Genomic DNA, 14,744 nt, shown 5'->3' with positions numbered 1-14,744 from the left:
GGAAGACCACACCTCCATTCTGACCGAGCCCGACCGTCGCTACCGGATGTGCACCGGCGGTGTGCGGTGGGTGGGTGTGCGCGGAAGGCGTCGGCGGGTGGTTTCGGGCGGTGACGGACCGCAGGTGACGTCGTCCGCCCCGTGCAGCCGGTGGAGCCGGGCATAGACCGGGCTGCGGCCGAGCAGTTCCTCGTGCGTGCCCTGGTCCGTGACGCGGCCGTGTTCGAGAAGCACGATCCGGGTGGCGTCGCGGACGGTGACGAGGTTGTGGGAGATCACGATCGTGGTGCGCCCACGCATCAGCAGACGCAGGGGTTGCAGGATGTGCCGGCCGGATTCCGCGTCGAGGCCGGTGGTCGGCTCGTCGAGGACGAGGAGGGGCGCGTCGCGGATCATGGCGCGGGCGATGGCGAGGCGCTGCCGCTGCCCGCCGGAGAGCAGCCGGCCGCGCTGGCCCACCACCGTGTCGTAGCCCTGCGGAAGCCGGCCGATGAACTCGTGTGCATCGGCGGCGACGGCCGCCGCGACGATGGCGTCATCGCTCGCGCCCGGGCGTCCGTAGGCGATGTTGTCGCGGACCGTGCCGTGGAAGACCAGCGTCTCCTGGAGCAGGATCGCGACGGCGTTCCGCAGGTCGTCCAGGCGCAGGTCGCGAAGATCGTGCCCGTCCAGGCGGATGGTGCCGTGCTCCGGGTCGTAGAAGCGCAGCAGCAGCTTGGCGACGGTCGACTTGCCGGCGCCGCTCGCTCCGACCAGCGCCAGGGTCTCGCCGGGCGCCACACGGAACGAGACCCCGGAGAGGGCCGGTTGAGTGCTGCTCCCCGGGTAACGGAAGGAGACGTCCTCGAAGTCGATCGCACCGCGGGCACGGACGAGTGCCCGGGGCGCCGCGGCCTGGGCGACCTGGGGCCGTTGGTCGAGCAGCTCGATGATCCGCTCTGCGGACGCGGACGCCGAGTAGAAGGTGTTGCTGAGGCCGGAGATGCCGCGGATCGGGCCGTAGAGCCGGCTCAGCAGGGTCAGGAAGACCATCAGGCCGCCCAGGGTGAGACGGCCCCGCACCAGCTCCCAGATGCCCAGGCCCATCACCAGCAGCGCGCCGACCAGCTCGATGACGTCGACGATCGTGGCGTATACGGCACCGATCCGCGCGGACGTCATGGCGGCCCGGAACCTGCCGAGGTTCTCCCGCTCGAATCTGTCCCGCTCCCATCGCTGCCGGTTGTACGCCTGCACAAGGGCGATATTGCCCAGGGCCTCTTCGGTGATCGCGCTGATCGAGCCGCTGCGGCGCCGCCGTTCCCGTGATGCGGCCTGCACCCGCCGGGAGAAGCGCCGGGCGACGTACCAGAACGGCGGGGCGATGACGAGGGCGAGGACCGTCAGGTCCCAGCGGAGGAAGAACAGCACACCGAGGAAGACGCCCAGGCGCATCACCTGTGCGATTGCGTTCACGATCCCGGAGAGCAGAAACGTCTCCACCGCGTCGACGTCCCCGGTCACGCGGGAGAGCAGATCACCGAGCCGCCGCCGCTCGAAGAATCCGAGGGAGAGCCCTTCGACATGGCCGAACAGCTCGGAGCGCAGGGCCAGCAGAAAGCGCTCGCTGACCCAGGTGGAGGTCACGTCGTCGGCGAAGGCGAGAATTCCGGCAAGGAAGGTGAAGCCCACGTAGGCGAGCGCAATCGGCAGGAACAGGTGCAGATTGCGCGGGATCAGCATGTCGTCGATGACGATTTTGAACAGCCAGACCTCGGCGGCGTCGACGACCGGCCCCAGCACGACGAAGGCCAGTATCACCGCCAACCAGCGCCGACCGCCGCGTGTGTACGGCCAGAAGCGCCGGAAGATCTCGCGCAGCGGCACCGGCGGGGCGGCCTCGACGATTCCGGCCGCGTCTTCGGGGTCCTCCGCGACGGACAGCAACCGCCGAACGGCCCACCTCAGACGGCTCATTTCGCCTCACCGACCGACCGGTGCGGCCGGGCGCGAAGCCCGGCCGCGGAACAGAAACGGCGAAGGTTCAGTACCTCTCTCCACGGTCCCGGTCCCGGTCCCGGTCGTGGCGATCGTCGCGGTCGTGGTCCCGGTCGTGGCGCCCATGACGATCGTGGTCGTGTCCGTCGTGGTCCCTGTGCCGGCCTCGCCCCATGTGGTCATGGTGGCTACGGCCCAGCGCGGGAGCGAGGTTGTCCAAGACTCCCATGCTCGCCCCTTCCTCCTGGTCCCCGTTGAATCCATCCATCAATTGCGTATACGGAAGGAAAGACAAAAGGGATTGCCGGGGTTGGACGGCCGCTCGCCGGTCCCGGTCCCCGTCTCAGGCGTCGGGCGCGGCCACCAGCTTCCGTACGGTCACCGGTTCCGCGAGGACGAGGTCCAGGACCTGGCGGACGTGGTGGAAGTGGGCGGTGGCGAAGTGGGCCTCAAGGGCCTGCAGGTCGGTCCACTCCTCGACGATCACCATGCGGGCCGGTTCGTTGGGGTCCGCATAGGGGTGGTAGGCCAGGCAACCCGGCTCTTCCAACGACGGTTCGATCATGGCTTCCAGGGCGGTGCGGAGCCGGTCCTCGTTCCCGGGGGCGGCCAGGCATTCGGCGACGACGGTCAGTGACATGGTGTGCGGTCCTCCAGTGGTGCGCGGTGAGGGCGGGGACGTTCAGGGACTCAGGGGCGGGGCGGGCCGGTGCCGGCGCCGGAGGCGGTGATGGCGCCGGCGATCTCGTCGAGGTCGGCCGGTGTGAGGTCGATGGTGCCGGCGTTGATCCAGCCGTCGACCTGGGCCGGTTGGCGGGCGCCGACGATGGCGCCGGTGAGGCCGGGCCAGGCCAGCGCCCAGGCGAGGGCGGTCTCGGCGACGGTGGCGCCGTGCCGTGCGGCGACGGGACGCAGGGCGTCGGCCAGTTGGAGGCCGGCGGCCAGGCCGGTGGTGAAGTCGGGGTGACTTGCGCGCCAGTCGTCGGCGGGCAGACTGGCCACGCGCTCGGCGGAGAAGGCGCCGGTGAGCAGGCCGGACTGGAGCGGTGAGTAGACGATGACCCCGGTGTTGTGGGTGTGGGCCCAGGCGATTTCGGGGGCGGCGGCGCGGTGGATGGCGGAGAACGGCGGCTGGATGACGTCCACATGCGCGATCTCCTCGGCGGCCGCCAGCTGCTCGGGGGAGTGGTTGGACAGACCGATCGCGCGGACCTTGCCCTCGGCCTTGAGATCGGCCATGACCTGCCAGTACACCCCCAGCGGGGTGTCGTCGGGGGAGACGGTGCCGGACCCTTCACCGACCTGCTCCTGCGATCCGCCGGTGTCCGGCCAGTGCACCTGGTAGAGATCGATGTGCTCGACGTTCAGCCGCCGCAGCGAGTCCTCGACCTCCCGGCGGACACTGGCGGGCTGCATGGTGCTACGCGGCGGTGCCTGGGGGTCGGTCGGGTCCCAGACCATGCCGACCTTGGTGAAGACGTAGGGGCGTTCGGACCGGGGCAGGCCCGCGATGGCCTTGCCGACCAGTGTCTCGGAGTGCCCCAGGCCGTAGACGGCGGCGGTGTCGATCCAGTTGACGCCGGAGGTGAGGGCGTGGCGGATGGCGGCGACGGATTCCTCGTCGTCGGTGGTGCCCCAGCCGAAGCGCCAGCCGGTGCCGGAGACGGCCCAGGAGCCGAAGCCGACGGTGGTGATGTCCATGCCGGTGGTGCCCAGCGGGCGGGTGGGGAGGCTGGTCATAACAGGTCTGTCCCGTCCGGGAGTTGGTGTGTGCGGTGGCTGTCGAGAGCGTCGTCGGCGGTCCGGGTCGGCTCCGTCGCCGGACACCACCGTGGTCGACCGGTGGCGGGGAAGGGAGTGGCAGGCGATGCCTGGGCACGGCATGACCAGGCTGAGCGGGCGACAACGGGCACCGGAAGGGCCGATACTTCCGGCATGGCATTGGATCGACGTGCAGAACTGGGTGAGTTCCTCCGCTCCCGTCGGGCCCGCCTGCGGCCGGAGGAACTGGGATTGCCGGCATACGGCGGACGCCGCAGGGTTCCGGGGCTGCGGCGGGAGGAACTGGCGCAGCTCGCCGGGGTGAGCGTCGATCACTACGTACGCCTGGAGCAGGGCCGCACCCTGCACTTCTCGGAGGCGGTACTGGACGCCGTCGCCCGGGCGTTGCGCCTGGACGCGGTGGAGCGAGCCCACCTCTACCGCCTGGCACGGCCGTGGCCGGAGGCGGACGGCGCGGACGGCGGGTCCGACCAGGACCAGGCCCGGCCGCAACGGGTGCGACCGGGTCTGCTCCGACTGCTGGACTCGACGCCCGACGTCCCGGCGTACATCGTCGGCCGGAACACCGACGTGCTGGCCTGGAACCGCCTCGCCGCGGCACTGATCACCGACTTCGGCGCCCTGCCGCCCCGGCAGCGCAACCTGGCCCGCCTGGTGTTCCTGGACGAGGGCATGCGCAGCCTGTACGCCGACTGGCGCGGCAAGGCATCCGATGTGGCGGCGTACCTCCGCCTGGACGCCGGCCGCCACCCGGACGACCCGCGGACCGCCGAGCTGCTGGACGAACTCGCCGACACCAGCCCGGAGTTCCGCGAGGCATGGGCCGAACACCGGCTCAAGGACAAGACCCACGGACGCTATGTCTACCGTCACCCCGTCGTGGGAGAACTGGACCTGGGCTTCGAGACGCTACGACTGCCCGACGACCCGGACCAGGCACTGATCGCCCACACCGTGGAAGAGGGAACACCCTCGGAGACCGCCCTGCGCCTGCTGTCGAACTGGGCGCGCGACGCACTGCCGGTGGCCTGACCCGGCAGACCGGGTGCCGGACCGACGAACGGACGGAGCGGGCCCCTTCCAGGTCCGGCAAAGCGACCTTCTCCCGGAGTCCTACGACCCTTCGGCAACGTCCAGGGCCGTGCCGTAGAGCCGGGACACCTTGAGGCGGAGGACGACGCGTCGTGCGGCCCTCCGGGCTGAAGCCGGGATCACGCTGAACGGCCGGCATGGCCACGGTCACGATCGAGCCGTCCAACACGATCACCGCCCGCCATGAAGCAGGCGGCCATTTCCGCTTCACCGCTCGCCCTCAGCACGTGCATGAGTCCCAGTATGCGACGAAGGAACAACCGTCGTACCGAACTGCTCCGAATTAATTCGCTTTCCCTGTGGCCCCATTAACGACCTGGAGCTGGGCCGCACTCACACCTGACTCGGCCCGACTTGCGCCTGTCGGGGGTGCGATGGGTTGCACACGGCCGGAAACGGGAAACGCCCCCTCGTCGGAGGGGGCGTTGCCGCGTTACTTGGCAGCGCGCTTCTTGCGTGCCGGCTTCGCCGCGGGAGCCTCCGACTCGCGGGCGACGGCTACGAAGGACTTGACCGTTTCCTGGAGCTTGGTCAGATTCTCGGCGCCAAGGTCGGCCTCGTACCACTTGAGATCAAGAACCTGACGGATGCTGATCTCCTTGGAGCCGTCTTCGTTCGTCTCCCCGGTCTCGTACTCCTCGTCGACCATCGCAGGCACGGCGAACTTGACCGTGGTGACGCCCTCCGTGACCTCGGGATTGAGGTCGTCCTGGAGGATCGAACGCCAGTAGGTCGCCTTCTTGACGATCTGGTTGCCGACCGGAACAGGAGTAATTACCTCCTGAACGCCCGGCTCATCCTTCTGTGATTCGTCGACCTGGATGGTTTCCTTCACGGCCATTATGCCGCCCCTTTCCTGTTTGGTGCGACACAAATTCTAGTAGAAATGAGGGAGTTGAAGCCAATCGGTCTTGGGTGGGCGAACTTCTCTGGTTTCCGGGCGTCGGTGTACCTGAGCCGTCGAAGTGAGTGATGTCATCCGGTCGAAAGCGCGAATTTCGTGCCGACTGGAAACCGGGGTGGCACGCACGCCGCCGAAGCGCGGGCGGACCGGAGGGGAGCCCGTCGGTCGCGGACCTGAAGTTGTCGCGGTGCCGGGGTATCGGCTTGGATCGCCTCCTGTGAGTACCTTCCAGTCGCCACCGCCCCCCAACCAGCACGGCCCCGGCTTCGGCCCCGCGCAACCGCACTACGGTCAGCCGCAGGGCATACCGCCTCAGCCCTATCCGCCGCAGTCACCGGTCCCGCCTTACGGGGCACCGCATCCCCCACAGTCGCAGATGGGTCAACCGCAGGCGGGCCACCCGCAGATGGGCAGGCCGCAGGGGCCGCCTCCGCAGGCGCTCGCGGTCCCCGGTATGCGGCTGCTCGCCCGCTTCATCGACTACCTGGTCATCGGCGTGCTGATCGCGGGCGCCTGGGTGCCGGCGAACATCTGGATGTACAGCACGTTCAAGCCCGGAGACGGTCGCGGGGTGCCCGTGGTTCTCGGCCTCTTCGCCTGGACACTGCTCGTCGGCCTCTTCTTCGAACCTCTGACGACGGCGATGGGCGGGACCCTGGGCAAGGCCATCTGCGGCCTGCGCGTCGTCCACGTCGAAACCGGCAACAAGCTCGGTTTTGGTCACGCCCTGGGGCGCTGGCTGGCCTATCTGGGCATCGGCATGGTGCCGGTCCTGGGCCTCATCAACGTACTGTCCTGCATCTGGAACGAGCCGTTCCGGCAGTGCATGCACGACCGCGCCGCCAACACCGCGGTCGTCAAACGCCGCTGGCACTGACCCGCCGGCCTCGGCACGGCCGTTGGCAGCGCCGAGGAGGGCGGGCCCGAACAGGCAGGTCCAGCGGGCGGGCAAGCCGAAGGTCCCCCCGGACGGGCGGGCGACGGGCCGGCCGTCGCCCGCCCGTCTTACGGGAGGACCTGATTCGCTACCAGAACGGGTGCCACTGCCGGACGGTGCCGGTGTTCAGAGGAACGGCCGACACGGACGCCCGGAGGGCCCGGGGCCGCCGCATCGAGGCGCCTGGTGGGCACTGGCCAGACACCTGCGCCGGCCGTTCACTCCTCGGTCATGCTCAGTCGTCGTCGCTCTGGCCCATTTCGTCTTCGTCGTCGTCATCATCCGTAGCGGAGAAGACCTGCTTGGAATGGGTCGGGGGAGCGTTGTGCGACACCGCAGCAGCCACCGCTGCTCCGTGGAGCAGGGCTGTTGTGGCCAGGGCTGCGGCGGCAATTGCAGTGCGAATGCGCATGGAAATCTCCAGGGAACTAAACGGAATCACTTGCTGGGAAGGTCCCCTGGCGACCGCCCTTCGATCCGTCTGCGCAAGGCAGTTAACCCAATCAGGCTCCATCGCTTCACCTAACTGCCGGGCCTGGCTACCCGGAGCCGGGCGGTGCATCGAATCCCGGAGGCACCGAGCCAGGGCCAGGGCGACGGCGTGGGCACCGGGGGTGGGTCGGGCGCCTGGCCGCACCGCTACCACCTGCCGGGCGCCCTGGCCGTCCGGATCCCCGGGATCGACGAGGGCGCCCGGGAAGCGGACGCCAAGGTGTTGACGGAGCTGTTCCACGGTCGAGGCGGCGGTATGGGCCGGGGCGGACTCGATCCGCCGGTCAGGCCGGTCCCCCGTGACCCGTTCTGGGAGCCGCCGCCCGCGAGCATTCCGTGCGCCTGCCGACGGCGCGGCTCATGGGGTCCTCGTCGTCACTTGCTGGCTTCGACGGCGTTGGTCGCGGCGGTGTAGGTGAGGCTGGCTGGCATGGTACTGCCCCACAATGTGCCGACAACGCCGACAAGCTGATCGGTGATGGGGGCGGTCGAAGCCTGGGCAGGGGTGGCGAGAACCCCGAAGAGCGCGACGGTTCCGAGGATGACGGTGGCGATGCGGCGCATCAATTACTCCTTGCCGTAAGGCGGTTGACTGGTCGGCGACAGCTTTCCCCGCCGGTGCGCTGGTAGGCCCCGGGTCCTCTTTGTGGGTGGCGCTGAAACGATCTGTCGCGCCCTTGCTCGAAGCGTGAGTCCCTGACGTGGGTACCACCCGCCGTGCAGGCGCCGTGAGATTCTCGCCAGGCCGTCGACCACCAAGTCGGCCGGTGCTCGGCCTGCCTGCGGACGTCCCGGTCACCTTGGCGAGCGGTGGCGTGGACACCTGGAAGACGGACCGGCACCCCGTGTTCGTCGCCCTCGCCCTGCCGACCGGGACCCGCATCATGGCCTTCGACCATGCAGGCACCGGCGAGATCAGTCACATCCCGACGACCCCCGACGGCGGCATTGACATCGTCGACGGCCTCATCGCCGAAGCCCGCACGATGGGCAACGGGCAGGTGGCCCACTTCGGCCTGGCGATGGGCGGCTACGACGCGGCCGCGGCCGCCGGACGGTCCGTGGTGACGGTCTCGGGCGACAGGCGAACCGTGTCGCCCGGTGTCACGCGGCCGGGACGGACGACCTGGGCGTAGACGCCGGCGCACGGTTCGGGGCGGCGGCCGGGCATGGCGACGATTCGGTTGTGTTCGGCGAGGGTGCGCAGGGCGGCTTTGTCCTGGGGGAGTGGGCCGTGCGCGAGGGTTGGTACGGCGCAGCGGGGCGTGGAGGCGACGATGCGGAGGACGAGTTGCTCGCCGATGCCCAGTTCGCTGCCCGTCCAGGCATGTTCGGGGAAGCCGAGGCCGTCGGTGTCGATCACGATGTTGGGGCGGTAGCGCACCGCCTCGATGCTGTTGCGGGGGCTGAGGGCGGCTACCTGGTGCAGGGTCGAGGTGCTGATCAGATGTACGGGGGCGAAGTCGAAGAAGGTGCCGGTGGGCGCCAGCGCGCCGAGGTCGACGATGTCCGCCTGCACTTCGGCGTCGAGGCCGTCGCGGAGCACCTGCTCGGGTACGGATCGGTCCAGCGTGCCCCCGGGCGGGGCGGTATCGGCCAGTGTGACGGTCCGGCCGAGGTGGGCGGAGAGGGCGTCGTCGATGTCGGCATCGTCGCTCCGGAGGAAGCTGCCGTTCGGCAAGGCGATACGGACGTGGTCCCGTTCGAGCGTGGCGGTGCACTGCAGCAGGTCCCGCCACAGTCGTGGGGTCTTCGCGCTGGCGATCTTCCCGGTGTCCTGGTCGATGATGGCCAGTGAGCGGTCTCCTGTCAGGCCGCGTTCGGTGATCTCGCTGGAGGTCACCGTCTGGCCGAGCATCGACTTGACCGGGTAGCGCCGCAGGCCGGCCACGGTACCGAGTTCGTGCGGCATGGTGTCGTCTCCTTGGCTCGCATCGCATGGCGGTATGCGTGAAGTGTCCTGCTTCCCGGGCGGTTTGCGCGAGGAGACTCACGGTGCTGGCCGGCAGCCGTAGCCGGATTCCATCGGACGGGGCTCCGGTTCTGGGGACGGTGCGACCGGTGCGGGCGTGCCGGCGGAGCACCGCGCAGAGCCTTTCCAGGAGGACGGACTCCGCGGTCAGAGGTTCCGCTGCCTCACCGACCGACAACTGCTCGTGCCTGTGCCGGTCGAAGTCGCCTGGTGCGGTGGGTGGTGGTGGCGGTCACGCGCGCTGTCCGATCATGTCCAGGTAGATGTCCTCCAACGTCAGGCGGGTGACGGTGAGTTCGGGGACTTCGCCGCGGAACTCGGTGGTCAGCTTGCGTACGAGTGCGGTGGGCGTTCGGGTGCGGACGGTGCGTGGCCCGTCGGGGGTGCGCCAGCGGACCTCGGTTGTGCCGGTCCGGCGGCCGCCCAGTCGTGCCGGGGTGTCGATGGCGATCATCCGGCCCTTGTTGATCACCGCGACCCGGTCGGCGAGGTGTTCCGCCTCGTCCAGGTGGTGCGTGGTCAGCAGGATGGTGGTGCCCTGGTCCCGCAGGGTCCGGATCAGGGACCAGAAGTGACGGCGTACTCCGGGGTCGAAGCCGGTGGTGGGCTCGTCGAGGAAGAGGAGTTGGGGGCGGCCGATGATGCCCAGGGCGACCTCCAGGCGGCGGCGCTTGCCGCCGGAGAGCGTGTTCAGCCGGCGGTCCGCCTCCTCCGTGAGCCCGGCCAAGCCCAGGGTCTCGTCGACGGACAGGGGATCGGTGTAGTAGACGCCGAAGAGGTCGATGACCTGACGGACGGTCAGGGTACCGAAGTCGGCGACTCCCTGGAGGACGATGCCGATGCGGTTGCGCCAGGCAGGCGTGGCGTTTCGGGGGTCGATGCCCAGGACCTGGACCTCGCCGCTGTCCGCACGGCGGTGCCCCTCCAGGATCTCCATCGTGGTGGTCTTGCCGGCACCGTTCGGGCCGAGGAGGGCGACGATCTCCCCGGACCGGACGTCCAGGTCGATACCGTCCAGGGCGGTGACGGATCGGTAGTGCTTGGTCAGCCCGCGGACGCGGATCGCGGGGCGGCTCCTGCCTCGGGGCCGGTTGCGGGGTTGGGGACGTACGGGCGCGGGCATGAGGATGTCCTTCGGCGGTTCAGCGGGATCGGAGAGGGGCGGGCCTGCCTGGGTGGGAGCGGGATGTGTCCAGGGCAGGCATCGGGGTGTGTCAGGGGCGGTTACGGCGGTGGCCGCGGTCGTGGTCGTGCTTGGTGGGTTTGTGGCTGTGGCTGTCGTCGGTGGGGTTCGGTGGGTGTGGTGTGGCCGATCCCAGTCGGTGTTCGGGGCGGGCGGTGCCTGGGGCCGGGAGGCCGAGTTGGAGCAGGAGTGTGCTGGCCGGTAACTCGGCCTGTACCCCTAGTAGTCGGTCGACCTCCGCAGGCAGCGCATCGGCGTGGAGCCGTGCGGCCAGGCCGTGGGTGGCGGCGGCCAGGCAGGCTCGGTGGGCGGCGGCACCGACCCGCGTGTACCGGAGCCGGATGGCGTCGGCGCCGTGGGTGCGCAGCCCGTCGGCCGGGTCGGCGGCCCAGATCAGCCCCGCGGCGGAGTCGTGGAATCCTTCGCGCGCAAATTCCTGCACGGCGCAGTCGGCCAGCGCCGGACCGGGGTTGCCCACGGAGATCGGCAGGAGGCGGTGGTGGCCGGGCAGATACCGGAACAGGCCCCGGGGCAGTCCGGTCACCTCGTTGACGTAGCAGAACAGGAAGCCGCCGTCCTCCGGCGTGGTGGCGGCGGACAGAACAGTGGCGAAGTCGACGCCCGTGACGGGTAGTCGGGAGAGACCACGGAGGGCGGACCGTGGACGGGCCAGGCCGTGGGCCAGGTCGAGGGGGTGGGCGCGGGGCAGTTCGACGGTGGAGTGGTCCGGGGCGGGGCCGCGGTGCAGGGCGCGGAGCAGCGCGGCCGTCCGGGGCAGCAGTGCGTCGACCGGGCCGCGCGGCGGTTCGGGGGCGCGGAGTGCGGTGGCGGGCTCGTTCGGGTACTCCGCGGGCGGTGCGGCGTCCGCGGCGGACGGTGCCGGGTGGAACGCGACGACCTCGGTGACCGGATCGGCGAGCGGGTCCAGCCGCAGCAGACCGGCCGCCACGGCAGGGTCGAACGGGACGACGCGCGCCGCCCGCAGCCCGGCCGACGGGGCCACGACCTCGCACTGCGCGGTGACGACGCCGGTCTCCAGACAGCCGAAGCGGTAGCCGAACTCGCCGTAGCGCGCGGCGATCGTACGCACTGACACCGTGCACACCCAGCCGAATTCGGCGGTCGGCGGGATCCCGATCGCCGCCCGGTGATCGCCGGACCGTATCGGCAGCAGGCGGTGGTGCAGCGGGTCGTAGCGGTAGCAGCCGTCAGGCAGTACGCAGTGCAGGCCGACGCCGTACTGGGCGCCGACGGACGGCACCGGGCGGCGCAGGACCGGTCCGCCGCCGGGCTCGACGGCCAACTCGTCGAAGCTGCCGACCAGCGGCAGCCGGTCGAGTGCGGTCAGCCACTGGGCGCGGGTGAGGCCGTACACGGCGTGCAGCAGCGTGCCGAGCCCGGGGCCGGGCGGTGGTGGCCAGGGCAGTGGGACGGCGGCGGGGAGGGCGGGGTCGGGCGCTGCGCCGGATCCGGAGCCGGGGGCCGAGGCGGTGTCCGGAAGGTGCACGGGGGTGGGGACGATGTGCGGTGCCAGGTAGTCGGTGGCGGGGTCGGGGTGGGGGAGGGGCGCCTCAACAGTGTCAACAGTCTTGACTGCCTTGATCTTCTCTACCGTTTCGACCACGTCTGTCTCCTTGATCTCCTTGACCGCCTTGATCTACTCGCCCGCCGCTACCGTCCTGACCTCCCTTCCTCCCTTGCCGTCACGACCGGCGGTGGCGTCCCGACCGCCCTGCGGCACGGGTTCATCGGCGAGCGCCTCCGCTCCTCGGGGTCGGGACCAGCGCCCGGACCGAGGCGGCCGCCAGGGCCAGCAGCATCCGGTGGCGCCTGCCGGACACACCCAGTCGGTTGCCCATCAGGGCCGTGTAGCCGTCGAGCAGTCGCAGCAGATGGACCTCCGAGGCCACGGCGGCCGGTGCCCGGGAGGCTCCGACCGTGCCGGTCAGCCTGGCCGGCAGGTGCTGGGTGGCGTTCATCCAGGCACCCAGCGCCCAGAAGCCCTCGTCGCACGACCCCGGTGCGTACGGACTGCCTGGATTGCTCGGACTGCCTTGGGACGGACCCAGCGTGGCCCCGTCCCCACCCTTCGGCAGCGTCCATATGCCCCGCAGCAGCGCGACGAAGTCCCGCCGTCCGGCGGCGAATTCGGTGTTCAGCTCCGCCGAATTCAGCATGTCCTCCAGGCCGGCCGCGGCGACCAGGGCCTCGGACCGGGCGCGTAGTTCGGCCGGACGGCGCAGGCCGTGGGTGCGGTTGGCGAGGAGGAAGGAGAGCACCTGGCTGTCGTGGCCGGCCCCGTCCAGCCCTTCGAGCAGCATTCGCAGGGCCAGTGCGCTGGTGATCGCGAGATGCTCCTCCTGCCGTCGAACGACCCGGGGCGTCCCGTCGAGCAGCACCGGCGGACGTTGCCGGTCGGGCGGTGGCGTGAGCCGCTCCTGGCCGTACGAGGCCAGTCGACGGTCCAGCTCGTGCCGCACGGCTTCCTGCGCCCCGGGATCGGCGAGGTGGAACCAGGCGTGCAGCCGGCCGCCGGACTCGACCGTCTGGAAGACGAAGCGGTGCGTGGCACCGGCCGTCGTCAGCTGTTCCACGGCGGGGGCCAGTACGTCCTGCACGGCAGCCGCCACCCCGGGCGCCGCGATCAGGTCGTGTACCACCCAGGAAGCTGTCTCCGCTGTCATCTGGTGCCTCCCGGAGTTCGCATGGTCGGTTGCTTCTCCTCTCATCTCCTCCTGGGGCCCGCCGGTGGCCGGCGGCGGTGCCGCAGCAGCGTGCGGCGGGCCCTACCGCCGTCGGCGCGACGGGGACGACGACCTGCTCAGGCATCGCCGACCACCATCTGGGCGCCGGTCACCGTCCGGGTGCCGACCACGATCCGGGCGCTCGCGCTCCGACTCGCCGCCGGAAGGGTGCGAACCGGTCGATCCGGCGTCCGGCGTGCGGAAAGCGTCAGGAGTGTCGGGCCTGCTGGAAGTCTCGGGAGTGCGGGGAGTCCGGACGGGGTGGTGGTCGATCTCCAGCGTCGCGGTGTCGAGCCGGGCCATGGCGGTCAGCTCCGGCATGGCGACTCCGGTCAGATGGCAGAACGCCCGGAACGCGAGCTGAAGCGCGGCCAACTCCGGTACCGGGCCCCGGTAGAGCTCATCGGGACAGGGACCGGCGAGCAGCGCCCGACGCTCGGCCTCGGTGCGAGTGGCCAGCAGCCGCTGCCAAGGCGCGTCCCCGTCACCGTCCTGGACTGTGGCTCCGTCCCCGTCACCACTCCGTCCTCCATCGCCGTCCGGCGCACCCGCGCCCGGGTCCCCACCCGCACCCGCAGCCGGCATGTGGACCGGCCAGATCCATACCGCGTCCGCCACCGCCAGGCCCTGGACCAGTGGTTTGCCCAGCCGGGTGCAGAAGCGGGCCACGGCCTCGCGGTCGCCGACGCCGGGGTGGTCGGCGAGGTGGAGGACGACGTCGGCCGCGCCCAGCAGCGTCTCCCAGTCCGCCGCGTCGGCCCCGTTCGCCGTGGCGGGCGCCGGTACGAATGCCAGCTCGGCCGGCACCTCGGGCAGCGTGGTCGCGAACTGATGGATCGTCAACATGGCGTCCGAGTCGGGGACGACGAGGGTCAGCCGAGAGGTGCCGCAGTCGGTCAGTGCGCTGAGAAAGCCGCGGGCCGCCTCGGGACCGCAGACGCAGACCACGCCGGCGGCGCGGAAGTCCTGGAAGCGGCGCTCGGCCGAGTCGGCGAAACAATCGATGAACTGCACCTGCGCGGCGTACCGTTCGGCCTCCTCGTCATCCAGGGTGTGCGGCAGATCGGAGCCGGCGTCGCGGGCGAAGCCGCGCTCCAGCAGCGTGCCGATCAACTGCCGCGCCGAGGGCCGCTGGGGTGCCGGCACGTCGGTCAGCAGCTCCTCCAGTGTGGCCGCGCCGGTCAGGGCCGGGGCGAGTGCGGTGAGCAGCCGGTGGACCGAGGCGCCCTCGAGCAGCAGGCTCAGGCTGTTGCCCCGGGCGCTGCGGACGAACGTGCCGTCGGACGTCGCCGTGAAGTACACATCGCCGCGTAATCGTGGGCGCACCGCGCCGGTGGCCGGTGCAGCTTCTCTTCTCCGTGCCTGAGGTTCTGTTTCCATGTCCTCAACGTCGTCTGGGGAAAGGGAGTCGGCCCGTCCGGGCCTGTCGGTGGCCGCCCGTCGCCGTCGGTCGGAGGCGGCGGTCCGGGAGCGGGCCTCGGCATGCCGCGCCGCGAGCCGCTCCGGCAGCAGGGGCACGAGCGCATAGCGGAACCTCCGTTCCGCTGGTGCCTCGCGCGCAGGCGGGGGCGACACCCACCGACTTCCAGCCAATGTCGCCGCAGTGTCGTGGTCGCCGTGGCCGACCGATTCCCGCCGCTCGGCGGCCGCGTCCGCGCCGT

14 protein-coding genes are annotated in these 14,744 nt (G+C 70.7%); 3 read left to right on the top strand and 11 right to left on the bottom strand.

Going from position 1 to position 14,744, the window contains the following annotated elements:
* Positions 1–39 precede the first annotated feature (39 nt).
* From K2224_RS18520 to K2224_RS18510, 3 genes are all read right to left on the bottom strand, one after another.
* Positions 40–1,956 carry an ABC transporter ATP-binding protein gene (locus K2224_RS18520; RefSeq protein ID WP_260692775.1) on the bottom strand — a complete coding sequence of 639 codons (1,917 nt, stop codon included), beginning with the start codon at positions 1,954–1,956 and terminating at the stop codon, positions 40–42.
* 364 nt (positions 1,957–2,320) lie between these two features.
* A complete protein-coding gene (locus K2224_RS18515) occupies positions 2,321–2,617 on the bottom strand; it encodes a putative quinol monooxygenase (protein WP_221907626.1) in 297 nt (98 codons plus the stop codon).
* A 50-nt stretch (positions 2,618–2,667) separates the two neighbouring features.
* Positions 2,668–3,717, bottom strand: coding sequence for an aldo/keto reductase (locus K2224_RS18510; protein WP_221907625.1), 1,050 nt, complete (start codon positions 3,715–3,717; stop codon positions 2,668–2,670).
* Between the two features lie 195 nt (positions 3,718–3,912).
* Here K2224_RS18510 and K2224_RS18505 point away from each other — a divergent pair, with 195 nt between their 5' ends.
* Positions 3,913–4,791 carry a helix-turn-helix transcriptional regulator gene (locus K2224_RS18505; RefSeq protein ID WP_221907624.1) on the top strand — a complete coding sequence of 293 codons (879 nt, stop codon included), beginning with the start codon at positions 3,913–3,915 and terminating at the stop codon, positions 4,789–4,791.
* A 493-nt stretch (positions 4,792–5,284) separates the two neighbouring features.
* On the opposite strand, the gene K2224_RS18500 is transcribed toward K2224_RS18505, so the two are convergent.
* Positions 5,285–5,692, bottom strand: coding sequence for a hypothetical protein (locus K2224_RS18500; protein ID WP_221907623.1), 408 nt, complete (start codon positions 5,690–5,692; stop codon positions 5,285–5,287).
* Between the two features lie 439 nt (positions 5,693–6,131).
* Here K2224_RS18500 and K2224_RS18495 point away from each other — a divergent pair, with 439 nt between their 5' ends.
* A complete protein-coding gene (locus K2224_RS18495; RefSeq protein WP_260692774.1) occupies positions 6,132–6,632 on the top strand; it encodes an RDD family protein in 501 nt (166 codons plus the stop codon).
* Between the two features lie 295 nt (positions 6,633–6,927).
* On the opposite strand, the gene K2224_RS18490 is transcribed toward K2224_RS18495, so the two are convergent.
* Both K2224_RS18490 and K2224_RS18485 read right to left on the bottom strand, forming a co-directional pair.
* Complete coding sequence (locus K2224_RS18490; RefSeq protein WP_221907622.1) at positions 6,928–7,104, bottom strand: hypothetical protein; 177 nt, start codon at positions 7,102–7,104, stop codon at positions 6,928–6,930.
* A gap of 455 nt (positions 7,105–7,559) precedes the next feature.
* Positions 7,560–7,748 (bottom strand): hypothetical protein, encoded by a 189-nt coding sequence (locus K2224_RS18485; protein WP_221907621.1) that lies wholly within the window; start codon positions 7,746–7,748, stop codon positions 7,560–7,562.
* Positions 7,749–7,951: 203 nt separating this feature from the next.
* On the opposite strand from K2224_RS18485, the gene K2224_RS18480 reads away from it, so the two are divergent.
* Complete coding sequence (locus K2224_RS18480; RefSeq protein WP_221907620.1) at positions 7,952–8,320, top strand: hypothetical protein; 369 nt, start codon at positions 7,952–7,954, stop codon at positions 8,318–8,320.
* Here K2224_RS18480 and K2224_RS18475 read toward each other — a convergent pair.
* From K2224_RS18475 to K2224_RS41415, 5 genes are all read right to left on the bottom strand, one after another.
* Entirely contained in the window at positions 8,215–9,096 is an 882-nt protein-coding gene (locus K2224_RS18475) for an MOSC domain-containing protein (RefSeq protein WP_221907619.1), read from the bottom strand. The two genes, K2224_RS18480 and K2224_RS18475, sit on opposite strands and share 106 nt — an antisense overlap.
* Positions 9,097–9,388: 292 nt before the next feature.
* Complete coding sequence (locus tag K2224_RS18470; protein WP_221907618.1) at positions 9,389–10,279, bottom strand: ABC transporter ATP-binding protein; 891 nt, start codon at positions 10,277–10,279, stop codon at positions 9,389–9,391.
* A 91-nt stretch (positions 10,280–10,370) separates the two neighbouring features.
* A complete protein-coding gene (locus K2224_RS18465; protein WP_221907617.1) occupies positions 10,371–11,963 on the bottom strand; it encodes a hypothetical protein in 1,593 nt (530 codons plus the stop codon).
* 121 nt (positions 11,964–12,084) lie between these two features.
* A complete protein-coding gene (locus K2224_RS18460; RefSeq protein ID WP_221907616.1) occupies positions 12,085–13,023 on the bottom strand; it encodes a hypothetical protein in 939 nt (312 codons plus the stop codon).
* Between the two features lie 102 nt (positions 13,024–13,125).
* Positions 13,126–14,463, bottom strand: a complete 1,338-nt coding sequence (locus K2224_RS41415; RefSeq protein ID WP_221907615.1) for a hypothetical protein — start codon at positions 14,461–14,463, stop codon at positions 13,126–13,128.
* Between the last annotated feature and the right edge of the window lie 281 nt (positions 14,464–14,744).

Origin of the sequence: Streptomyces sp. BHT-5-2, from assembly GCF_019774615.1 — a bacterium.
Taxonomy (GTDB): Bacteria; Actinomycetota; Actinomycetes; order Streptomycetales; family Streptomycetaceae; genus Streptomyces.
Note: the sequence above shows the minus strand (reverse complement) of the source record. Positions and strands in the feature narration are given on the sequence as shown.